General features: G+C 63.2%; 23 protein-coding genes, 1 tRNA gene and 1 pseudogene. 15 read left to right on the forward strand and 10 right to left on the reverse strand.

Annotation, left to right across the window (positions count from 1 at the left end):
- Positions 1 to 117: 117 nt before the first annotated feature.
- From lptF to C7W88_RS03700, 3 genes are read left to right on the forward strand one after another with little or no spacing between them, the layout of a single operon-like run.
- Positions 118 to 1,359: an LPS export ABC transporter permease LptF gene (gene lptF, locus C7W88_RS03690; protein WP_118072530.1), complete on the forward strand. Its 1,242-nt coding sequence runs from the start codon at positions 118 to 120 to the stop codon at positions 1,357 to 1,359.
- Positions 1,349 to 2,449, forward strand: a complete 1,101-nt coding sequence (lptG, locus tag C7W88_RS03695; protein WP_118072531.1) for an LPS export ABC transporter permease LptG — start codon at positions 1,349 to 1,351, stop codon at positions 2,447 to 2,449. Before lptF ends, lptG begins: the two co-directional genes overlap by 11 nt.
- Positions 2,450 to 2,500: 51 nt before the next feature.
- Positions 2,501 to 3,010: a rhodanese family protein gene (locus C7W88_RS03700; RefSeq protein WP_118074557.1), complete on the forward strand. Its 510-nt coding sequence runs from the start codon at positions 2,501 to 2,503 to the stop codon at positions 3,008 to 3,010.
- A gap of 19 nt (positions 3,011 to 3,029) precedes the next feature.
- Here the strand turns inward: C7W88_RS03700 and C7W88_RS03705 are convergent, their stop codons facing one another.
- Positions 3,030 to 4,133 (reverse strand): fatty acid desaturase, encoded by a 1,104-nt coding sequence (locus C7W88_RS03705; RefSeq protein ID WP_118072532.1) that lies wholly within the window; start codon positions 4,131 to 4,133, stop codon positions 3,030 to 3,032.
- A gap of 165 nt (positions 4,134 to 4,298) precedes the next feature.
- On the opposite strand from C7W88_RS03705, the gene C7W88_RS03710 reads away from it, so the two are divergent.
- A complete protein-coding gene (locus C7W88_RS03710; protein ID WP_118072533.1) occupies positions 4,299 to 5,459 on the forward strand; it encodes an N-acetyltransferase in 1,161 nt (386 codons plus the stop codon).
- A gap of 143 nt (positions 5,460 to 5,602) precedes the next feature.
- Complete coding sequence (locus C7W88_RS03715) at positions 5,603 to 6,010, forward strand: response regulator (protein ID WP_162895885.1); 408 nt, start codon at positions 5,603 to 5,605, stop codon at positions 6,008 to 6,010.
- Between the two features lie 249 nt (positions 6,011 to 6,259).
- Here C7W88_RS03715 and C7W88_RS03720 read toward each other — a convergent pair whose 3' ends face one another.
- Positions 6,260 to 6,997, reverse strand: coding sequence for a Crp/Fnr family transcriptional regulator (locus tag C7W88_RS03720; RefSeq protein WP_240344900.1), 738 nt, complete (start codon positions 6,995 to 6,997; stop codon positions 6,260 to 6,262).
- 169 nt (positions 6,998 to 7,166) lie between these two features.
- Here C7W88_RS03720 and C7W88_RS03725 point away from each other — a divergent pair, with 169 nt between their 5' ends.
- Positions 7,167 to 7,568 carry a response regulator gene (locus tag C7W88_RS03725; protein WP_118072536.1) on the forward strand — a complete coding sequence of 134 codons (402 nt, stop codon included), beginning with the start codon at positions 7,167 to 7,169 and terminating at the stop codon, positions 7,566 to 7,568.
- Positions 7,569 to 7,653: 85 nt separating this feature from the next.
- Positions 7,654 to 8,448, forward strand: a complete 795-nt coding sequence (locus tag C7W88_RS03730) for a response regulator (protein WP_118072537.1) — start codon at positions 7,654 to 7,656, stop codon at positions 8,446 to 8,448.
- Between the two features lie 37 nt (positions 8,449 to 8,485).
- On the opposite strand, the gene C7W88_RS23435 is transcribed toward C7W88_RS03730, so the two are convergent.
- Together C7W88_RS23435 and C7W88_RS03735 are read right to left on the reverse strand one after the other, a co-directional pair.
- Complete coding sequence (locus C7W88_RS23435) at positions 8,486 to 8,911, reverse strand: sensor histidine kinase (protein WP_240344804.1); 426 nt, start codon at positions 8,909 to 8,911, stop codon at positions 8,486 to 8,488.
- Positions 8,899 to 9,990, reverse strand: coding sequence for a CHASE domain-containing protein (locus C7W88_RS03735; RefSeq protein WP_240344805.1), 1,092 nt, complete (start codon positions 9,988 to 9,990; stop codon positions 8,899 to 8,901). Before C7W88_RS03735 ends, C7W88_RS23435 begins: the two co-directional genes overlap by 13 nt.
- Here C7W88_RS03735 and C7W88_RS23440 point away from each other — a divergent pair.
- The 4 genes and pseudogenes from C7W88_RS23440 (at position 9,982) to C7W88_RS03745 (ending at position 12,558) form a co-directional block, all read left to right on the forward strand.
- A complete protein-coding gene (locus tag C7W88_RS23440) occupies positions 9,982 to 10,326 on the forward strand; it encodes a hypothetical protein (RefSeq protein WP_240344806.1) in 345 nt (114 codons plus the stop codon). The two genes, C7W88_RS03735 and C7W88_RS23440, sit on opposite strands and share 9 nt — an antisense overlap.
- The gene (locus tag C7W88_RS23445) at positions 10,327 to 10,620 is read left to right on the forward strand and encodes a NepR family anti-sigma factor (protein WP_240344807.1); all 294 of its coding nucleotides are present in this window, start codon (positions 10,327 to 10,329) and stop codon (positions 10,618 to 10,620) included.
- A complete protein-coding gene (locus C7W88_RS03740; protein ID WP_118072538.1) occupies positions 10,613 to 11,248 on the forward strand; it encodes a sigma-70 family RNA polymerase sigma factor in 636 nt (211 codons plus the stop codon). The genes C7W88_RS23445 and C7W88_RS03740 overlap by 8 nt, the downstream gene beginning before the upstream one ends.
- Before the next feature lie 144 nt (positions 11,249 to 11,392).
- Positions 11,393 to 12,558, forward strand: a pseudogene (locus C7W88_RS03745) (AI-2E family transporter).
- Here the strand turns inward: C7W88_RS03745 and C7W88_RS03750 are convergent.
- Positions 12,546 to 13,196 (reverse strand): superoxide dismutase, encoded by a 651-nt coding sequence (locus tag C7W88_RS03750; RefSeq protein WP_118072539.1) that lies wholly within the window; start codon positions 13,194 to 13,196, stop codon positions 12,546 to 12,548. The pseudogene C7W88_RS03745 and the gene C7W88_RS03750 sit on opposite strands and share 13 nt — an antisense overlap.
- A 78-nt stretch (positions 13,197 to 13,274) precedes the next feature.
- Positions 13,275 to 14,561 carry a dicarboxylate/amino acid:cation symporter gene (locus tag C7W88_RS03755; protein ID WP_118072540.1) on the reverse strand — a complete coding sequence of 429 codons (1,287 nt, stop codon included), beginning with the start codon at positions 14,559 to 14,561 and terminating at the stop codon, positions 13,275 to 13,277.
- Between the two features lie 86 nt (positions 14,562 to 14,647).
- Between C7W88_RS03755 and glmM the strand changes: the two genes are divergently transcribed.
- The 3 genes from glmM to thiD are packed head-to-tail and all read left to right on the forward strand — an operon-like array spanning position 14,648 to position 16,952.
- Entirely contained in the window at positions 14,648 to 15,985 is a 1,338-nt protein-coding gene (gene glmM, locus C7W88_RS03760; protein ID WP_118072541.1) for a phosphoglucosamine mutase, read from the forward strand.
- Positions 15,985 to 16,209, forward strand: coding sequence for a DUF1272 domain-containing protein (locus tag C7W88_RS03765; RefSeq protein ID WP_118072542.1), 225 nt, complete (start codon positions 15,985 to 15,987; stop codon positions 16,207 to 16,209). The genes glmM and C7W88_RS03765 overlap by 1 nt, the downstream gene beginning before the upstream one ends.
- On the forward strand, positions 16,206 to 16,952 hold the full coding sequence (gene thiD, locus C7W88_RS03770) for a bifunctional hydroxymethylpyrimidine kinase/phosphomethylpyrimidine kinase (RefSeq protein ID WP_118072543.1): 747 nt from the start codon (positions 16,206 to 16,208) through the stop codon (positions 16,950 to 16,952). Before C7W88_RS03765 ends, thiD begins: the two co-directional genes overlap by 4 nt.
- On the opposite strand, the gene C7W88_RS03775 is transcribed toward thiD, so the two are convergent.
- The 3 genes from C7W88_RS03775 to C7W88_RS03785 all read right to left on the reverse strand — a co-directional run bounded on the left by C7W88_RS03775 (position 16,937) and on the right by C7W88_RS03785 (position 18,992).
- The gene (locus tag C7W88_RS03775; RefSeq protein ID WP_118072544.1) at positions 16,937 to 17,452 is read right to left on the reverse strand and encodes a GNAT family N-acetyltransferase; all 516 of its coding nucleotides are present in this window, start codon (positions 17,450 to 17,452) and stop codon (positions 16,937 to 16,939) included. The two genes, thiD and C7W88_RS03775, sit on opposite strands and share 16 nt — an antisense overlap.
- Before the next feature lie 4 nt (positions 17,453 to 17,456).
- Positions 17,457 to 18,335 carry an LOG family protein gene (locus C7W88_RS03780; RefSeq protein ID WP_118072545.1) on the reverse strand — a complete coding sequence of 293 codons (879 nt, stop codon included), beginning with the start codon at positions 18,333 to 18,335 and terminating at the stop codon, positions 17,457 to 17,459.
- A gap of 120 nt (positions 18,336 to 18,455) precedes the next feature.
- Positions 18,456 to 18,992 (reverse strand): hypothetical protein, encoded by a 537-nt coding sequence (locus C7W88_RS03785; RefSeq protein ID WP_162895888.1) that lies wholly within the window; start codon positions 18,990 to 18,992, stop codon positions 18,456 to 18,458.
- 137 nt (positions 18,993 to 19,129) lie between these two features.
- Here C7W88_RS03785 and C7W88_RS03790 point away from each other — a divergent pair, with 137 nt between their 5' ends.
- Positions 19,130 to 19,792 (forward strand): transcriptional regulator, encoded by a 663-nt coding sequence (locus C7W88_RS03790; RefSeq protein WP_118072547.1) that lies wholly within the window; start codon positions 19,130 to 19,132, stop codon positions 19,790 to 19,792.
- Positions 19,793 to 20,136: 344 nt separating this feature from the next.
- Here C7W88_RS03790 and C7W88_RS03795 read toward each other — a convergent pair.
- Positions 20,137 to 20,210: transfer RNA gene (locus tag C7W88_RS03795), tRNA-Gln, on the reverse strand.
- Positions 20,211 to 20,271 lie beyond the last annotated feature (61 nt).

Consider the following 20,271-nt stretch of genomic DNA (forward strand, 5'->3'; position numbering starts at 1 on the left):
GCCTTGGGAAGCGCTAATTCCCAGACACTCATGGCCGGTTAACCTGTCGGCAGCCACCCGGGGAAAGCCAAGGCCCCGCCGAAGATCAATCCACGAAAAGACGCCAGCACCCGCCACGTGAAGTTCCTCACCGCCACCGACCGCTACATTGCCCGGCTCGTTTTCGTGCCGATGCTGTCGGTGTTCGTGCTTGCCGCGTCGTTGCTGATCCTCGACAAGATGCTGAAGCTGTTCGACTTCGTGGCGACCGAGGGCGGACCGGTAAGCGTTGTGTTCAAGATGCTGGCGAACCTGCTGCCGGAATATGCCAGCCTCGCCATTCCGCTCGGCCTGATGCTGGGCATTCTGTTCGCATTCCGCAAGCTGGCGACAAGTTCGGAACTCGACGTGATGCGCGCGGTCGGCCTGTCCTATACCCGCCTGCTGCGCGTGCCCTACATGTTCGCAATCGGGCTTGCTGCGCTCAACCTGCTGATCGTCAGCTACCTTCAGCCGCTTTCGCGCTATTACTACGAGCAGCTGCAATTCGAATTGCGCTCGGGCGCCCTGGGCGCATCGATCAAGGTGGGCGAATTCAATTCGCTGCAGGATCGCACGGCCCTGCGAGTCGATACGAGCCGGGACGAGGGCCGCGATTTGCGCGGCATCTTCGCTCGCCTGCAGACCGCGAACGGGCAGGTCATGGTGATTTCGGCGCGGGAGGGGCGCTTCTTTGCCAACAAGGAAAGCCCGGATACGGTGATCCTGCGCCTGACCGATGGCCAGATCGTGCAGGACGGCCCCGGCATCACCTCGCCACGCGTGCTGACTTTCGCCAGCCACGACCTTCCGATCGACCTCCCGAAGATCGAGCAGTTCCGCCAGCGCGGTGACGCCGACCGCGAGTATTTCCTCCCTGAACTGCTGCAGATCGGCTGGAATGACCGCTATTCAGAGGAGATCCGCAACCAGTCTAAGGCGAGCTTGAACTACCGGCTGGTCGAAGTGGTGATGATGTTCCTGCTGCCGCTACTTGCGGTGGCGCTGGCGGTGCCACCCAAGCGCTCGACCTCGGCGCTGGGCGTGTTCCTGTCGATCGTGCTGGTCGTGGCCTATCACAAGGTCAACCAGTACGGGCAGGACGTGGCCAGCCTTGGAAGGATCGACCCCGTGTTGGCCCTGTGGGGGCCGTTCGTGGTCTTTTCGGCGCTGATCCTGTGGATGTACTGGAAGATCGCCTACGTTCCCGGCGGCCAGCCGATTGGTGCGCTCGAAACCGGATTTGCCAAGGTTTCGCGTTCGATCCGCAAGCTGTTCGAGCGCAAGCGGTTGCGCGACGAGCCTGCCGTTGCCGAGGAAGACGCAGCCCATGCAGCTTGAATTCTTCCCTTCGCGAACCCTGGCAACCTACATTGCCAAGATGTTTGCAGTGCGGATCGTTGCCGTGCTGCTGATGCTGGTGCTGGTGCTGCAGATGCTGGACCTGCTTAGCGAAAGCGGCAAGGTGCTGGCCGCTCCGGGCAATGGGCAGGGCGAGCTGCTGACATATGTTTCGTTGCGCATGCCGCAGCTGATCAGCCGGTTTCTGCCCTATTCCGTGCTGCTGGCCACGATCATCACGCTGATGACGCTGAACCAGAACAGCGAGGTCATTGCGATGAAGGCGGCGGGGCTGTCCGCGCATCAGGTTCTGGCACCCCTGTTTCTCGTTGCGGCGGTCACCTCAGCGGTAACCTTCGGTTTCAACGAACGCATTGTCACGCGGTCCACTGCTACGCTCAAAGCCTGGCAGAACGTGGAATACGGGCCCATTCCGCAGGAATCGGCGATCAAGGCGAATGTCTGGCTGCAGGACGGCCCGAACATCCTGTTCGCCCGCTCGGTTGCCGGCGAAGGCAAGGCGATGCGGATGGATGGGGTCAGCTGGTATCGCCGCGATCCCACCGGCATGGTGACCGAAATCGTCACTTCGCCCTCGGCAGCCTATGCCAATCCCGGCTGGAAGTTCCGCGATCCCGTGGTGTTCGATGTGCAGAGTGCCCGCAAGACGCCGATCGGCCGCGACGAGGTTTTCGCCAAAACGGTGGAGCCGGTCCAGGTCACGATCAGCCGGGTCGACGCCGATGCGGAATCGCTGACACAGCTATCGGGTTCGCTCGCCGCGATCCGCGAGGCAGGCTTCCGCACCACCGAGCTTGACGGCAAGTGGTGGCACAAGCTTTCGGGGCCGCTTTCGGCGCTGCTCATGCCTTTGCTCGGTGCCGTGGCTGCATTCGGCCTGGCCCGATCGGGGCACCTCTTCGTGCGCGCGGTGATCGGCATGGCGCTGGGCTTTGCCTACTTCGTGTTCGATAACGCGGCCTTGGCCATGGGCAATTTCGGCGCTTACCCGCCGCTGCTGGCCGCGTGGGCGCCCTTCGTCCTGTTCTTCCTCATCGGCGAGACGGTGCTGATCCGCACCGAGGAATAGATCTTAAAATTAGATATTGCTAATTTTCGTCATATCTAATATATGGAGGCCATGACGCTTCCAACCATCACCCCTGCCCAAGCCAAGGCGCTGCTCGACGAGGGCGCCCGGCTCATCGACATCCGCGACGCCGACGAACATCGCCGGCAGAGCATCCCTGGCGCGGCCAACATGCCGCTTGCGGCTCTGGAACCGGTATCAGGCCACCCCGCGGTGATCTGGCATTGCCGTTCAGGCATGCGCACAGGTGCCAATGCCGAACGGCTCGCCGCCGCGTCCGGCTGTCCCGGCTACCTTCTCGAAGGTGGCATTGACGGCTGGCGTGCGGCGGGCCTGCCAGTGAAGACCGACGCCAAGGCACCGCTCGAGATCATGCGGCAGGTCCAGATGATCGCCGGGCTGCTGATCCTTGCAGGCGTGGTGCTGTCGCTCACCGTGGCGCAGGGCTTCGTCGCGCTTTCTGCTTTCGTCGGGGCGGGCCTGTTCATGGCCGGGGCAACCGGCTGGTGCGGCATGGCCAAGTTGCTTGCCCTGATGCCGTGGAACCGCCGCACTGCCTGAGGCAGCGCGGCCCTTCCCATCAGCGCGGCATCATTGTGCTGCGCGCCAGCCTGCCGATGAGCGGCAGCAGGCCGTTGTAGTTGCCCTTCTCGTACGTCGAGCCTGTGCCGAGGTGCGCCACGATACGGCGGTGCGCTTCGGCCAGCGAGTGATAGGGCATTGAGGGCAGCAAATGGTGCAGCGCGTGGTAGCGCAGGCCGACCGGTGCCCACAGCGGCGCCAGCCATGCGGGCGGCGGCACGTTGACTGAATCGAGGTACTGGCCGGTCACGGTCATCGCCTCGCCCTCGTTCTCCCACAGATGAGCGACCAGCGTACGGATCTGGTTGAGCAACGCGGTGAGGGAAATTACCGCTATGCCGATCAGCAGCGGGCGCCACGAGTGCGTGGCGCTCCACCACAAGACGAACAGCGCCCAGGCCGATGCACCCAGCTCCTGCCAGAACACCTGCCGCGCGAATTCGCCTTCAGGGGGACGGCGGCGAAATTCGGGGTTGATCGATAGCGCCGAGGCACGCTCCCAGACCAGGCGACGCAGTGGCGGAACAACCGCGCCCAGCGGCACCAGAATCGCCGAGCGGATCAGCAGGCCAATCGGCAACAGCAGAGCAACCAGCGCGAACAGCGGCAGCGACCACGGCTTCATCAGTGCGAGCGGCAAGTACTCAGGGTCCTCGACCGTGCCATAGCGCGTGCGCGCATGATGCAGCGTGTGGACGCCTTCGTACATGAGCGAGGGTGTCAGCATCGGGATGCCGACCAGCAGGTTCCACGCAAAGCGGAAGCCCGGCAGTGCATTCTTGTGGATGTGGGTGAGTTCGTGGATGAACAGCAGCGCGCGGTAGAGCGCCAGCGCAGCGACCACGCCGGAAAGCGCGGCAGCCAGCGGGTTGCCGATCAGGATGGCGCCGGCCAGCGCGGCATAGCCAAGCGCGGCTGACCCCAGCATGTCGGGCCAGTAGATTTCGGGTCGCGCGGTCGCGATGTCGCGCGTCAGTTCGACGGCGGAGCGGAGCATTTCCTTGTCGTCGGGCGTTCCGGCAAGGCCGCGGGGAAGCTTCGGAGCTTCGACACCGGCAGCAGCCACGTCGCGGGGAGTTTCAAGCGTATCGGTCGCAATCATGCCACAAATTCCAGTATGACCCGTATCTGCCGGCTAAGGCCGGCTTTTTGCACCAAGCAATAGCCTCTGGGCGTCCCCACACCGCGCCCTGCGGCTTGACAATGCGCCGGTCAGGACCGCAGTCCCATCGACGACGACCCCATATCCGCAAACAAAGGCAAGATCGTGGCTCAAGGCGAAGTAATCATCACACCGGTTTCCGGCAAGGCTGACCGAAAGGCCTTCGTCGACCTCGCATATCGCCTCAATGCCAATGATCCGAACTGGGTGCCGCCGCTGCGGATGGAAGCCGAGGAGTTGATCACGCCCGGCAAGAATCCGTTCTTCGAACATGCCGACGTGCAGCTTTTCCTCGCTCGCCGGGAAAATGTGGTGGTGGGCCGCATCTCCGCCCACATCGATCATCTGGCCATCGCCATGGATCCCGCGCAGGGCATGGGCCCGGGCACCGGGAATTGGGGCCTCCTCGAAGCCGAGGACCAAGCCGTCGCACAGGCACTGATCGGCCGCGCTGAAGGCTGGCTGCGCGAAAAGGGCATGACCCGCGTGCTTGCGCCTTTGTCAATGTCGATCTGGGAAGAGCCGGGCCAGTTGACGATGGGCTTTGACCATCCGCCGACGGTGATGATGGGCCACCAGCCACAGCGCTATGACGATTATATCAAGGCCCTGGGCTATCAACCGGCCAAGACGCTCAACACCTATGAGCTCGACATCACCAAGGGCTTTCCGCCGCTGATCCAGCGGATCGTCCAGTCGGGCGAGAAGAACGCCAAGATCCGCATCCGCAATGTCGACAAGTCGAAGTTCGATGCAGAAGCGGCGCTGATCCTCGACATCCTCAACGATGCCTGGTCGGACAACTGGGGCTTTGTCCCCTTCACCGACACGGAGATCAAGTACGCCGGCAAGAAGTTCAAGCCGATCGTGCGCGAAGACCTGATCATGATCGCCGAGTACGAGGGCGAGCCGGTGGCCTTCATGATGACGCTGCCCGATCTCAACGAAGTGCTCAAGCCGATGGGTGGCAAGCTGTTCCCGTTCAACTGGGCCAAGCTGCTGCTGTGGCTGCGCAAGCCGCGCGTGCGCACGATGCGCGTGCCGCTGATGGGCGTGCGCAAGCGCCTGCAGGCCTCGCGCTTGGCCAGCCAGCTGGCTTTCATGATGATCGAGGCGATCCGCCTCAACTCGGTCCGGGAATATGGCGCGTCGCGCGGGGAGATCGGCTGGATCCTAGACGACAACCAAGGGATGAACGCCATTGCCGAGGCAATCGACAGCCACGTCAACAAGACTTACGTGATCTACGACAAGCCACTGGCCTGATTGCGCCCGTCAGCGCATCACGTAGGACGACCGGGCGGAACGCCGTCCAGAGCATGACGTTCTGCTAAACAGGCCATTCAGGGGTGCAAGCAAAAGTGCGGACGACAGCGCAAGGAGAGGGGACACGAGGTCGTCGCAGACCCTTGCGTGCACTGGGGCCCGCGCTGATCGTCGAGGACGATGGCCTGGTTGCCCTGGACATTGCCGAAGCCCTGGCCGAGGCCGGGGCCAGATCGGTCACAACTTGCGCCAGCGTCGCCGAGGCGATGGCCGAACTCGAAAAAGCAATCCCGGCCCTCATGGTGCTCGACGTGCATCTTGCGGACCGGGATGATGGCTGGGCGCTTGCGGAACTGGCGACCCAGCTTGGCGAAAGCCCCCCGCTGATCCTGTTCACCACCGCAACGCCCGCGGCGATACCTGCCACTGCGGCAGGTTTGGGCAAGGTCCTGCCCAAGCCATTCTGCACCGACGTCCTGATCGCGATGATCGAGAAGGAACGCTCGTCCGGCCTGTTCGGGCGTCTCCGTCAGGCGCTGTCCGGGCAGTAGAGCCAACCGAGTGGCACAACTGCCGCTGTTCCAACAGCCCTCCAGACCAAAAGCCCCAGCCGCGCGGGGAGCGCAGCCGGGGCCGATCAGCCAAAAAAAGGTCCCCGACGTTTCCATCGGGGACCTTTCGGGATCGTATCACCAGCCGCTTGGACGGGAGGGGGGTCTCGGCGGTGACATACCCTAAACGAGCATCCCGGAAGGCGGTTCCAAGCTCTCGCAAAAATTTTTATCCTTTGGAATCAAGGCTTAGATGTAAGGCCGCGAAGAAAATGTGCTGCCATCGATCTTTGCGTAGGCTTTTGCCGCGGCGATATCGGGAACGCTGATGGTCGAAAGGGTCCAATCGACCAGCCCCATGCGCCTCAAGGTTTGCAGGGTACGGTTGGTGTGAACCAGCGACAGTCCGAGCATATCGGCAATCTGTCCCTGGGTGACGGTCAGCGCCAGTACGCCACCGGGTGCAATGCCAGTATCGATGCCGCGCTGGACCAGGAACACTGCCAGTGCAGCCATCCGCTCCCGCGCATTGCGCTGGCCCAGCGAGACCAGATGCTCCTCGAGCGCGGCCTCCTCGTGGGCGGCAAGCCAGGTCAGATCGAATGACAGCCGGGGCTGCTGGGCAACAAGATCGAAAAACTTCTCGCGCACGAATGTGCACAAGGTGGCATTGGTCAGCGCCTCGACCGTGTGGCTCATCTCGGCATCGAGTGCGGCCTGCAGGCCAACGAAGTCACCCGGAAACATGAAGTTGATGATCTGGCGTCGGCCGTCCTCAAGCAAGCGGGTCCGCATCAGAACCCCGGAGAGCACGGTATAGAGGAATGTCGGCCGCGTTCCTTGCGCAAAGACCTGTTCGCCACGGGTGAAGCGCATTTCGCCATGGCGGAACGCGGCAATCCAGTTGCGGACATCCGGCGGGGGCTGGTGCAGCGCCTCACATTTCGCCAGTGGGCAAGCCAGACATGGCTGTCCTCCGTTCAGCACCAAGTAGCCCCCTCCTCCACTCTGATTCTGCACCACTCTGCCGGCGTCCTGCCCGGCACTGTAGTCTGCATCGTCCCTGCCCATACCCGACGCCTTTCATCACCTGTTCGCCGGAACTGCTATGTCAAAAGACAGGGTTTGTTCCCGTGTTGTGCCCTAGGGTTCCCGGATGGAACCGAAAAACGACGCTGCCGTGCGACACGGGCAAGACCTTGTCCTCGTTGTCGAAGACAGCCTTCTGGTCGCAATGGCTATTGAAGATTCCTTGATGGAACGAGGGCTTACGGTCGCTGTAGCCTCAACTGTCGAATCGGCAACGAGCCTTGTTGGCAAGGGCATGCCAGCAGTGGCGCTGCTCGATCTGCAGCTTCCTGACGGCAACTCGCTCGATCTCGCTTCGCGCCTGTACGAAGCGGGCTGTGCGGTGGCCATCACTTCCGGGCTGGATTCCGGATCGGTGCCCGACAGCCATGGATTTGCCATCCAGTTCCGCAAGCCCACTTCACCGGACCTTCTTGCGGAATGGGTCGTTACCACATTGCAGCAGCTAACAGCCTCACAGGCGGGATAACGTAATTTTCCTCTTGTTCCCGATCGGGAACCGGATGACGTTATGGTGCGTTTGAGCGCACGTTACTATCCGGGAAGGGGTACGAATGACTCTGGGTGCCAAGGTTGCCAATCAACTCCCTTATCTGCGCCGCTACGCTCGCGCATTGACGGGAAGCCAGAGCGCGGGCGATTCGTTCGTGCGCGCAACTCTGGAAGCGGCGCTTGCTGACGAATCCCTGCGCGCGATGATCGGCGAAGGCCGTCCGCAGCTCTATCATGCGTTCAACCGCGTGTGGTCAACGGCTTATGTCGACACGGTGGACCGGTCGAGCGGCATGCTCGGCGATCATGAAGCCGCCGCGCAGGAGCGGCTTGCGGCGATGACTCCAGCCAACCGCCAAGCCTTGCTGTTGACCACGCTGGAAGACTTCAGCATCGAGGAAGCGGCCTTCATCATGGGCCGCGAGCCGGCTGACGTAGAGCTGCTCGTGCAGGATGCCGTTGCCGAGATCGACCGCGAATCGGCGACGTCGGTGCTCATCATCGAAGACGAACCGCTCATCTCGATGCAGCTCGAGGATCTCGTCCGCTCGCTCGGCCACGATGTCTGCGGCATGGCGGCAACGCGGACCCAGGCAGTCGAGATTGTCCAGCGCGAACAGCCTGGACTGGTGCTGGCCGACATCCAGCTGGCCGATGGCAGTTCAGGGCTTGATGCCGTGGACGACATCCTGCGCATCGGTTCGGTCCCGGTCATCTTCATAACCGCCTACCCCGAGCGTCTGCTTACCGGCGACCGTCCGGAGCCGACCTACCTCATCACCAAGCCATTCCAGGAACAGACGGTGCGCACCGCGATTAGCCAAGCGCTGTTCTTCGGCTCGAGTCGCCCGCTCTAAGGGGCTACCAACTGGGAATTGCCTTAAGGGCGCGGCGTTAGCCGCGCCCTTGTCGTATGGCGAAGTTGCCGCGCCGCCTGACAGGAATAAGCAGGCTGCAGCGCACACCTTCGGCCTCGAACTGCAGATCGACCGGATTGCGCAATTCGTGCGCGACGATCTTTTCTACCAATTCTGTGCCGAAACCGCGCTTGCGGCGGACAGTGGTATCGATCTGAGGACCTCCCCGCTCGACCCATTCGATGCGCGCAAGGTTTTCGCCGGCCATGTCCCATGTGACCGACACTTGCCCCGTCTCGACGCTTAGCGCACCGTACTTTGCCGCGTTGGTCGCCAGTTCGTGAATGGCAAGGCCCAGCGACAAGGCATCGTTCGGCGCGAGCTCCACGTCCGGACCGGAAATTTCGAGATGTCGCTGCACGTCTTGCGCATAGGGCGCGAGTTCAGCCTTCACGACAGCCATGACCGGGTTGTTCCCCAGTCGGACTGGGTCAACAGATCGTGCGTGGCGGACAGCGCCCGGATGCGCTTTTCCAGGCTGTCGGCGAATTCCGGCAGGCTCGTGGCGCGGCGGCGCGTCAGCGAGATGATCGACAGCACATTGGCCAGTGTATTCTTGACGCGATGATTGAGCTCGCGCGTCAACGAGTTGCGGATCGAAGACTGCTGCTCGAACCACGCCAGAGCGATGCGGTCTTCCACGGCCTGCTGGGTCAACAGGCGGGCCAGGACCAGAAGCAGAGTAGCGACAAGCAGGCCGAACAGCAGCGACATGACCGACATGATCGAAAGCATTGGCGTTGTCGGTGCCTCGATCTCCAGAATGAAGCGATGCCCGGCTATGTCGAGTGCCTGACGAATGATGCGTCCTGATGCGCCAACCGGCGCCACCTCGGCCATGAGCCTTCTGCCCGATGCATCTTCATCGAACAATCGCACACCAGCCCCGCCCAGGTGGTTTGTGTCGATGGACGATTCGAGGAAACGCTGGGCATTGTAGGGAGAATACACGTATCCCCGCAGCGTGCGCTGATTTGGATCGCTGTTGAGCGTATAAACCGGCATGTAGACGAGGAAACCCTGCTGGCGCGCCTCTTTGCCTTCCTGCTGCAGCACCACCGCGCCCGACGCGGTCGGCTGACCAGTACGCTCGGCTGACTTCATCGCCGCACGCCGCGTGGCCTCGGAAAACATGTCAAAGCCAATCGCGCGTCGATTGCGCTGGGTGTCGGGCTCCAAGAACATCACCGGGACGACGAAAGGGCGTTCCGCGTCTGGCTTGGGCCTGATCGCGAAATCCTGCCACCCTCCGCTTCGCATGATTGCTTCTACCGCCGGAATATCCGCCCGGCTGACCTTCATTGACCAGCCGATCCCATCAGAACCAACATATCGGCCATCAAGATGCAATTGGCGGATGAAGGTGCGGAACAAGGGCGCCTCGACCATCTGCTGTGTTGCAAATAGCGCGGCACTCGAACGCAGATAGGCAGCATTGGCGTTGGACCGCCGCTCCAGCCCGGAGGCGACGGATTGCGCCAATTGCGCCGTGGTAGCGGTCTGGCGCCGATCCTCGGCGGTTTCGATAGCGGCAACGCTGAGGACCGTTACCGCCATGGTCAGGCCGAAAATGCCGACGGGTACGGCGCGGGGGAAACGCTCGTACCATCTGGGCGTCAGCTTTTTCTGGGCAAGCAATTTCTCCACCGCGCGCCCGTTTTCCCTTCCACTGCAGGTTTCACCGAAAAACCCGCTTCCCCCGGTACACTCAACAGCCCGCAAAGCGAAATGATCGCCGCAAGCATCAGGTCGGGAACCGACAGGAGCGAATATCGTTCCTCATCAAAACCTCGTATTGCGCTTTGCCGTTTACCTTGATTGCTTTCTGATGAATGCATTTCAATGGACGGGCGCGATGCACTCACAAATGCGCATCTGCCGCGCCGTTGCGGTCACATTTTGGATTTTTCCCTGGAGGGGGAGGCGTTGACAGAGCGAATGTCGAAAGAACAACCAATGAATCCGGGTCAGCAGCGCCGCAAGGGCGGAAAAACGCGCCCGCCTGAATGGGCGGATGGGCTCAAACGCCTTTACGATTCCGTGCTCGATGAACCCCTGCCAGATACCTTTGCCGATCTGCTGAACAAGCTGGACGATCCATCCAATGGCTGAAGCTGATCCGAAGGCTGCCGGTGCTGACATCGACAAGACGCCTCGCCCCGCCAGCGACCCCGTGACGTTCAAGCGTGAACTCACCGGCGTTATCCCCCACCTGCGCGCATTCGCTCGCGGTCTTTGCGGCCGGCCTGACCTGGCTGACGATCTCGTGCAGGAAACGCTGCTCAAAGCCTGGGCCGCGCAGGAGCGGTTCGAGCCGGGTACGTCGATGCGTGCGTGGACTTTCGTGATCCTTCGCAACGCTTACCTCACCGACATGCGCCGGAACCGCTTCCGCGCCGATTATGACGAAACCGTGGCAGAGCGGATCCTTGTGGCCCCCGCCGCACAGGAAGGCCCGATGCATCTTTCGGACATGCACCGCGCCTTGCTCACGCTTCCGCCAGAACGGCGCGAGGCACTGCTGCTGGTGGGCGCGGGCGGCTTCAGTTACGAAGAAGCCGCGCAGATTTGCGGGTGCGCCGTTGGTACGATCAAGAGCCGCGTTGGCCGCGCCCGCGCAGCACTGTCGCAAATGATCGAGAACGGGCAGATCCCGCGCCGCAGCACCGATGATGCCGTGGCTCACTCGGCCATCATGACCGAGCTGGATCAAACCGTTCACGCCGGCAGCCAGTCCTGACGAACTGCTGCTCTGCTGCCGCAGCAACACTCTCCTGCAAATTCACGCGACACCGGCCAAGGCTATTGATCAGCGCCTGACAACGGTGGATGGAGCATTGAAACCTCTGTCAGGCCCATTTGCGTGAATCAGCCACCGTCAGACATGCTGGAAAGTCCGCTGGACCTCGACGATCCTGCAGACCGCCGTGCGCGGCTGCAATCGGCGATCGTGCTTTTGCTGGGGCTGGGACTGTTCCTCGCATTGCCGTTCGTGCTTTCGATCGGATCGGTGGTGTTCCTGCCTCCGGTGACGGCGATGATCTTCACGATCGTAATGTCCCCGCTGGCGGACCGACTGACCCGTCTCGGCCTGCCGAACATGCTGGCCTCCTTCATCGCGATCTGTGCGCTGGTTGCTGTCGTATTGATGGCGTTGCTCCTGATCCTGCAGCCCGCCTTCGTGATGGTGGATCAGGTGCCGACCCTGGCGCGGCAGGTTGCCGGACGGTTTGCCGAACTACGCGGAAACCTTTCATGGATCGCAGATGTAAACCGGCAGCTTGCCCGGATCACCGGGCATTCGGCCACGCGCGAAGTGGTGGTGGCCAGCCCTTCAGTCATCGAACAGGTGGCTTTTGCCACGCCAAGCGTCATCCTGGAGACGCTGCTTACCCTGCTTATGACTTTCTTCATGATCGAATCGCGCATTCGCATGAAACGGCGCATTCTGCTGGATCGCCATTCCTTCAACGCCTCAGTCCGCCTCGCACGGGTCCTGCGCGACGTGCAGGAGCGCGTGGCGAGCTATATCCTCACTGTGGCGCAGGTGAATTTCGGCGTGGGCACTGTCGTGGCGCTGGGGCATGGGGCTTTGGCCTCGCCGCGCCGGTCATGTGGGGCGGCCTTGCCTTCGTGCTCAATTTCCTGCCCTACCTCGGGCCGCTGGTCATGATGGGGTTGCTGGCTCTGGTAGGGCTCGGCACGGCAAGCAGCGTGGCGGTGGGTCTGGTCCCGGTGCTTGCCTACCTCGCGCTTCACGCTATTGAATCGAACGTGCTGACCCCGTCAATCCTCGGCGCGCGCTTCACGGTCAATCCCGTCGCCATCCTGCTGTCGATCAGCTACTTCTCGTGGATCTGGGGCGTGCTCGGCGCACTGCTCTCGGTCCCGATCCTGCTGACCATCGCCGCGCTGCTCGATCATATCGGCAGGCCGAACCTGGTCGGCTTCCTTTTTGGCGAAGCTCTTTTCGAACCTGCCCGCCTCTCCGGAATGGATGAGAACGGGCAGGCTGAAGCGGATCAGTACCAGCCAGATCAGGCCGGATAGGTCCAGGTGCCGTCGCGGCCGAGGTTCTCGGCGGCAAACTCCCAGTTCAGGTGCTTCTCGATCACGGCCTTGAGGTACTCGGGGCGCAGGTTCTTGTGGTCGAGGTAGTAGGCGTGCTCCCACAGGTCGATCACCAGCAGCGGCTTGGCATCGCCGGTGGCAAAGGTCGCTGCGTCATGCGTCTGCTCGACCGTCAGCTTGTCGCCGCGTGCCACGAGCCAGACCCAGCCTGACGCGAAGTGCGCCGCGCCCTGTGCGCCGAGTTCCTCGCGCAGCCGATCGAGCGAGCCGAAGCTGCCTTCGATCGCCGCCGCCAGATCGCCGGTCGGCTCCGAAGATGTCGGGGTCAGGCTGTTCCAGTAGAACGCATGATTCCAGCTCTGCGCGGCGTTGTTGAACAGGCCCTTGTCGCCCTTTGCCTCGGCAGCGGCGACGATTCCCTCAAGGCTCTTGTCCGCCAGGTCCGTGCCCTCGATCGCGGCGTTGGTCTTGTCGACGTAGGCCTTGTGGTGCTTGCCGTGGTGGGTCTGCAGCGTGGTTGCCGAGATGCTCGGCTCAAGTGCAGTGTCGGCATAGGGAAGCGGGGAAGTGTAATCGCCATGATAGTCAACGTCCTTGCTTGGAAATCTGCGTCGCAGACCAACGCGCGAAGTAGTCGTTGGTTGCGACGTCGTCCCGTCTCAAGACCGTTGAAATTATTGAAACAGCAGTTGCAGTTAACGCTCAGGTTCACCGTGGGCGCGGTCGACCGCAGCAGTGACTGCGACGTCCATGGTCACGTTGCCCAGCGTGCGCATGAGGTCGGGCAGGACTTCCACGGCGACGAGGATGGCAAGCGGCTCCACCGGTATGCCCATGGCGATGGAGATGGGACCGATCGAGGTCACGAAGCTGATCGCGCCAGGCAGGCTGACCGCGCCCAGTGTCGTCAGCGTCGCCACCACGAAGCCGGCAACCAGCATCGAAGGCGTGATCGGCATGCCGAACCAGTGCGCGACGTAGATCGCCACGGCGAAGTTCATAGCAGGCCCGGTCGCGCGGAACAGCGCCACGGCCAAGGGCATCACCAGATCCGAAGTCTGATCCCGCACGCCAAGCTTGCGGCAGACTGTCAGCATTGCGGGAAGCGTTGCCAGAGAGGACTGGGTAGACAACGCCAGAGCCTGCGCCGGTAGCACAGCGCGCGCGAACTCTCCCAGCCGCAGACGCGCGCCGAAAACGGCAACGGCATATGCAGCAAGGAAGATCACCGTTCCGGCCGACGTCACCACCAGAACGTAGTGCGCCAGCGCGCCGATGGCCGAAGTCCCGCTTTGCGCTGCAACCGAAAGGCTGAGGCAGAACACGCCGATGGGGGCCGCCAGCAGCACCCAGCCGATCACCACCAGCATCGCGTTGGCCACAGCCTCGAAGAAAGTGGCCAGCGAGCGGCGCTGCGTTTCGGCGAGACGCGTGGCTGCTAGCCCGAATACGGCGGTAAACAAGATGACCGGCAGGATCTGGTCGGTGGCGGCCGATTGCAGCACATTGGTCGGCACCAGCGATTGCAGGAACGCGCCGAAGCCGGGCACGGTCGCCTTGTCGTGAATCTGCGCAACGCTGGCCCGCAGAGCTGCGGCGGCGGCGGTCGGCATCGGGAACACCGAAAGGATCGCCGGGATCAGCAGTGCCGCCATGGCACTGCCGCCTGCAAGGATCGTGAAGAAGAACAGCAACGCCCGTCGTGCCAGCGCCCCCGCACGGGCTGCCGCCACCGTCTGCGCAATGCCGGTGAACAGCAGCGAAACCACCAGCGGGACGATCGTCGCGCGCAAGGCGTTGAGCCATAGCGCCCCAACGGGTTGCGCCACGACCAGCACGGGATCGAGTAGTGCCGGGTCGAGAAAAGCCAGTGCAAGGCCCAGCACAAGCCCGCCGACAAGCGCGGCAAAGATCCAGCCGGCGCGGATCGTCGGGATCGGCGGTTGCGTGATGGACGAATTTTCAGAAGGCGGTAAGGTCATCTTGAGACAACTCTAGCTAGGTTGCACGGCAAGGCAACGCATGCCGCCCGGGATCGGGCGCACGAAAAAAAGGGAAACGCCGTTTCATGGCACGCAAGTTCTTCGGCACCGACGGTATCCGGGGCCGGACCAACGCCGGAGTGATGACCGCCGCGACCGCAATGAAGGTCGGGCAGGCTGCCGGCACATACTTCCAGCGCGGCGACCACCGCCATCGTGTCGTCATCGGCAAGGACACGCGCCTTTCCGGCTACATGATGGAAAGTGCGATGGTCGCCGGGTTCACTTCGGTGGGCATGGATGTCGTGCTGCTCGGCCCGATGCCGACGCCCGCGGTCGCCATGCTTACCCGCTCCATGCGCGCTGACCTCGGCGTGATGATATCGGCCAGCCACAACCCGTTCGAGGACAATGGCATAAAGCTGTTCGGGCCCGACGGCTTCAAGCTTTCGGATGACGCCGAACTGGCGATCGAGGCCATGCTAACGCAGGATCTGGCGCTGGCTGACGCGACGCAAGTCGGCCGTGCCCGCCGCATCGAGGACGCACGGGGCCGCTACATTCACGCGGTCAAGGCCAGCCTGCCTGACAACGTCCGCCTCGATGGCCTGCGCATCGTGATCGATTGCGCCAACGGCGCGGCCTACCACGTCACGCCCTCGGCGTTGTGGGAACTCGGCGCCGAGGTCATCGCCATGGGTGTCGAGCCCAACGGCAAGAACATCAATGCAGGCGTCGGCTCCACCCATCTCGACGCGATCAAGGCCAAGGTGCGCGAAGTGCGCGCCGACATCGGCATTGCCCTCGATGGCGACGCCGACCGCCTGATCGTGGTCGACGAAAAGAGCCAGACGGTGGACGGCGACCAGATCATGGCGCTGATCGGCACCCAGCTTGCCGCACGCGGAGAGCTGCGCGGTGGCGGCGTCGTCGCCACCGTCATGTCCAACCTCGGCCTCGAACGCTGCCTCGGCGGCAAGGGCCTGACGCTCGAACGCACCGCAGTGGGAGACCGCTACGTGCTTGAACGCATGCGCGAGGGCGGCTTTAATGTCGGCGGCGAACAGTCCGGCCACATGATCCTGACCGACCACGCCACCACCGGTGACGGCACGGTTGCCGCTCTGCAGGTGCTGGCGGCGCTGGTGGAAAGCGGCAGGCCTGCCAGCGAACTGCTGCACCAGTTCGATCCGGTCCCGCAATTGCTCAAGAACGTGCGCTTTGCCGGCGGCAAGCCGTTGGATGACAAGACGGTCCAACAAGCGATCGCCGATGCCGAAGCCCGCCTGCTCGGCAAGGGTCGCCTCGTCATCCGCCCGTCCGGCACAGAACCGGTGATCCGGGTCATGGCCGAAGGCGATGACGCCGGCGAAGTCGAAGCCGTGGTCGACCAGATCTGCGATGCCGTCAGGAAGGCTGCCTGATGCTGGAAATGCGCCCCGATTGCGAACGCTGCGGCACGGATCTTCCCGCCGAAGCGCCCGGCGCCTTCATCTGCTCGTTCGAATGCACGTGGTGCGCGCAATGCGCCGAGGAGCTTGACGATCGCTGCCCCAACTGCGGCGGCGAACTGATGGACCGTCCGACGCGGGCCAAGGCGCTCCACGCCAAACACCCGCCCTCGACGGAGCGCAAGTTCAAGGGATGAAGCCGCCGCGCATCCTGTCGATCGCCGGATCGGATTCCGGCGGAGGTGCTGGCATTCAGGCCGATATCAAGACGATCACCATGCTTGGCGGCTACGCGATGACCGCCATCTGCGCGCTGACCGCGCAGGATACCACCGGCGTCCAAGCCGTCGTCCCCGTCGATCCCGCCATGGTCGCCGCGCAGATCGATGCCTGCGTGAACGATCTGGGCGTCGATGCCGTCAAGATCGGCATGCTCGGCTCGCCCGAGATCGCCGCCGTGGTAGCAGGCCGGCTCGAAAGCCTGTCCGTGCCCATCGTGTTCGACCCGGTGATGATTGCCACCAGCGGTGCGGCGCTGGCCGATGCCGCGACGATCGCCGCTTTCGAGCGCCTGATGGCCCTTGCCACGCTGACCACGCCCAACGTCCCCGAACTCGCAGCACTCGGTGGTGATGCCGCGATGCAGGCGCGGGGCATTGCCTATATCGCCAAGGGCGGTGACGCCGAGGGACCCGAAGTGATCGATCGCTTGGTCATGCCCGGCCAGCCCGAGCGCGTGTGGACCGCGCCCCGCATCGAAACGCGCCACACCCACGGCACCGGCTGCACGATGTCGAGCGCCATTGCCACGCTGCTCGCCAGCGGCGCCTCGCTTGAAGAAGCGGTAGAGGACGCGCGCGAGTTCGTCCGCGCCGCCTTGCTAGCCGCGCCCGGCTTCGGGGCGGGCCACGGCCCGCTGGGCCATCAGGCGGTGCGCTGATCCCAGTCCTCGCGGGTGAGCGCGAAGTAGACGCTGTCGCACCACTCCTCGCCGACCAGCCACGTCCGCGTGGCGCGGTGGGTCTCGGCGAAACCGAGCCGTTCAAGCAGCCGTATGGAAGCCTTGTTGCGCGGATCGACGTCGGCAAGGATGCGCGGCAGGTGATGGACGGCAAAGCCGCGCGCGATCACTGCGCCCACCGCCTCGCGCGCGAAGCCCCGCCCCCAGACTTCCGGGTCGAACAAGTAGCCGAGGTCGGGAAAGCGGTAGAACCCTGCCTTGCCGATCACCCGGCCCTCATGTTCGACGATGAAGTCCTCGCCTTCGAGCGGCGGAATTTCGGCCATGTTGCCAAGCCATTCCGCCGTCACCGCCGCGTTGTCGTGCGGCGGCGTGGACCAGTAGGCCATGGCACGCGGCTGACGCATGATGCCGTGCATCGCCGCAAGGTCCTCCTGCGGGCGCACGGGTCGCAACAGCAGCCGCGCGGTCTGGATCATCGGGTCAGCAGTCCAGATCGTAGAACTTGACGATATGCGCCCACGCTTCCTCGGCCGTCTCCACCGGAATGAACAGATCCAGGTCCTCGAAGTTGATCACGCCCTCTTCTGCCAGCGCGCGGAAGTTCACCACGCGGTTCCAGTAGTCACCACCGAACAGCAGGATCGGGATCGGCTTCATCTTGCCGGTCTGGATCAGGGTGAGCAGCTCGAAAAACTCGTCAAAGGTGCCGAACCCGCCGGGGAACACCGCCACCGCCCTTGCGCGCAACAGGAAATGCATCTTCCTCAGCGCGAAGTAGTGGAACTGGAACGACAGGTGGGGCGTGACATAGCTGTTCGGTGCCTGCTCGTGCGGCAGGACGATGTTCAGGCCGATTGATTCCGCGCCAGCATCCTGCGCCCCGCGATTCGCTGCCTCCATGATCGAAGGCCCGCCGCCCGAGCAGATCACGAACTGCCGCTTGCCGTCTTCCACCAGCCCGCACTTGCTGGCGGTGAAAGCCAGCTTGCGCGCTTCCTCGTAATACTTGGCCTTGGCAACAAGGCTCTCGATCACGGCCTTGCGCTCGGGCGTGGTGGCCGTTGCCAGCGCTGCGTCGGCCATGTCGGGCGATGGAATGCGCGCCGAGCCATAAACCACCAGAGTCGACCCGATGTCGGCTTCATCCAGCAGCATCTCGGTCTTGAGCAGTTCCAGCTGGAACCGCACCGGCCGCAGCTCCTCGCGCAGCAGGAAGTCGGTATCGCGGAAGGCCAGCCGATAGGCCGGGTCCTGCTGCTGCGGCGTGGTCTTGGGGTGGTTCTCGACGAAACCGGCTTCCTGCTCGGCCTTGTAGAACTTGCGCTTGGTCAGCTCGTGCTGCTTTTCTTCTTCAGTCATGCGCACATAGGTCGGTTACCATGCCGGAAAGCGCAACCCCGAACCGCGCAAGGAAAGATTACTCCTCACAGGTCAAAACGCGCTGGTGCGGGATGCGGATTCGCAAGCTTGCAACGCCGCCTAGGCCGGTTCAGCGCGACGGTGGCACCAGGCGACTGCAAGCCATAGCAACGCAAAGAACGTCAGGACGCCCCATTCGACAGCGTGTCCGGGCATCAGGCGGAGTGCGGCGACACCTGCGGCATACTGTCCCGCCGCCAAGGATACCGCGATCCAGCGCATGGCGCGGGATTGGAACCGGCAGGCCGCCGCCAGCACTATCCCGATGACAATCATGAGGAAAAAGAGCGCGTTCACGGCATCATCGTCGCCAATGATGCCCACGGCTGCGTTCGACCAGACGGTAAGGAAGGCTGTAATGCCGGCAAGAATATAGCCGATGCGCTGTGCGCCTGCCTGAGCGAATCGGGCCGCAAGTTCGAATACCGTGCCGATGAAGCCGAGCAGTAGCGCAGCGAACACGAAGTCCCCGGCTGTCCAGTTCACCTCCGGGGTCAGCTGCATCGCCAAGGCGGGGAGCAGGAGCAGTGCCAGGAGGCTGCCCCATCCGGCAACCCGCCAGCCAATGGCAGTCTTCATAGTACGGGCATTGGTCATGATCGGGCCTCCTTATGCATTTGCCGGGGCGGTTGATGCGTTGGCGCGGTCTGAAAGGCATGAGGAAAAGATGAGCAATTGCCGATATCGCGCCAGGTGCTTGCCAATGCCCCGGGATCGCAGCAGACCCGGACGCAATGGGAAGACACGCACAAATTTTGCGCTTCGGAGACTTCGAGCTCGACTGCGAGAACCGGCAACTGCGGCAACACGGCGCACCGGTCGAGCTTGGCAGCCGCTATTTCGATGCGCTGGCGCTGCTGGTCGCGCGGCGCGGCGAACTGGTGACCAAGGACAGCTTCATGGACGAAGTCTGGCAGGGCATCCCGGTGACAGACGAGGCGCTGACGCAATGTATCCGGACCCTGCGCCGCGCATTGGGGGACAACGCGGCCAAACCTCGCTTCATCCAGACGGTGCCGAAACATGGTTACCGCTTTATTGGTGCATTGCCGCGGCAAGCCAGCGGGGCACCACGGGCCTTGGCCTCGCGTATTGCCGCTGCCTGCACCCTGTCAGGACTCGCGGCAGGGGCGGCGGCGGGGCTTTTCTACGGCATGGTGGCGGGAATCGGTGGTGGCGGGCAGGTGCTGATCCTGTCGGCGATGATCGGCGTTCTGGGTCTTCTCGCCGGCGCAGGGCTCGGCGCTGGAATGGCTGCAACGCTGGTTTGGCGCCAGCATGTCGACTGGTGGATCGTGGCCGGCACTGCACTGGGGGCCTTGCGATTGGCGCACTGGGCAACCTTCTGGGCCGGGAAGGCGTGGGGTTGCTGTCCGGCGTATCCGACCTTTACGTAACCGGACCGTTTGAGGGCGCAATTCTCGGCTCTGCTGCAGGTCTTGCCGCGTGGGCTGCGCTTGCCGGCAAGTCGCGACGTATCGTGCTTGCCACGGCCCTGTGCGCGGGAGCGGTGGCAGGTCTCATTATCTTCCTGTCTGGCGGTATCCTGCTGGCAGGCTCGCTCCACGCTCTTGAGCTGGGAGTTTCAGGAATGCAGCTTGATGTCGACAGGATTGGCAGCCTGCTCGGCGAACAGGGGCTGACAAGGACTGCTCGGGGATCACCTCGGTCCTCGAGGCGCAGGTTTTCGTCTTGGCGAGTGCCTGGGGGCTGCTCGTGGCAGGCAGAATATCTGAAGAGTTGGATGCCCCGCGAGGATTCGAACCTCGATAGACGGAATCAGAATCCGTAGTCTTACCATTAGACGACGGGGCAGTGTGAGGCGCGCAACTAGGGGGCGAGTGCGCCCAAGTCAAGCGGTTCGATGGGCATTTTT

This window comes from Novosphingobium sp. THN1, from assembly GCF_003454795.1.
GTDB lineage: Bacteria > Pseudomonadota > Alphaproteobacteria > Sphingomonadales > Sphingomonadaceae > Novosphingobium.

Bases quoted from the DNA above. Each gene is read 5' to 3' on its own strand.
- lptG (WP_118072531.1), top strand. From the start codon at position 1,349: ATGCAGCTTGAATTCTTCCCTTCGCGAACCCTGGCAACCTACATTGCC.
- C7W88_RS03700 (WP_118074557.1), top strand. From the start codon at position 2,501: ATGACGCTTCCAACCATCACCCCTGCCCAAGCCAAGGCGCTGCTCGAC.
- C7W88_RS03705 (WP_118072532.1), bottom strand. From the start codon at position 4,133: ATGATTGCGACCGATACGCTTGAAACTCCCCGCGACGTGGCTGCTGCC.
- C7W88_RS03725 (WP_118072536.1), top strand. From the start codon at position 7,167: ATGGAACCGAAAAACGACGCTGCCGTGCGACACGGGCAAGACCTTGTC.
- C7W88_RS03730 (WP_118072537.1), top strand. From the start codon at position 7,654: ATGACTCTGGGTGCCAAGGTTGCCAATCAACTCCCTTATCTGCGCCGC.
- C7W88_RS23435 (WP_240344804.1), bottom strand. From the start codon at position 8,911: ATGGCTGTCGTGAAGGCTGAACTCGCGCCCTATGCGCAAGACGTGCAG.
- C7W88_RS03740 (WP_118072538.1), top strand. From the start codon at position 10,613: ATGGCTGAAGCTGATCCGAAGGCTGCCGGTGCTGACATCGACAAGACG.
- C7W88_RS03755 (WP_118072540.1), bottom strand. From the start codon at position 14,561: ATGACCTTACCGCCTTCTGAAAATTCGTCCATCACGCAACCGCCGATC.
- glmM (WP_118072541.1), top strand. From the start codon at position 14,648: ATGGCACGCAAGTTCTTCGGCACCGACGGTATCCGGGGCCGGACCAAC.
- C7W88_RS03765 (WP_118072542.1), top strand. From the start codon at position 15,985: ATGCTGGAAATGCGCCCCGATTGCGAACGCTGCGGCACGGATCTTCCC.
- thiD (WP_118072543.1), top strand. From the start codon at position 16,206: ATGAAGCCGCCGCGCATCCTGTCGATCGCCGGATCGGATTCCGGCGGA.
- C7W88_RS03775 (WP_118072544.1), bottom strand. From the start codon at position 17,452: ATGATCCAGACCGCGCGGCTGCTGTTGCGACCCGTGCGCCCGCAGGAG.
- C7W88_RS03780 (WP_118072545.1), bottom strand. From the start codon at position 18,335: ATGACTGAAGAAGAAAAGCAGCACGAGCTGACCAAGCGCAAGTTCTAC.
- C7W88_RS03785 (WP_162895888.1), bottom strand. From the start codon at position 18,992: ATGACCAATGCCCGTACTATGAAGACTGCCATTGGCTGGCGGGTTGCC.
- C7W88_RS03790 (WP_118072547.1), top strand. From the start codon at position 19,130: ATGGGAAGACACGCACAAATTTTGCGCTTCGGAGACTTCGAGCTCGAC.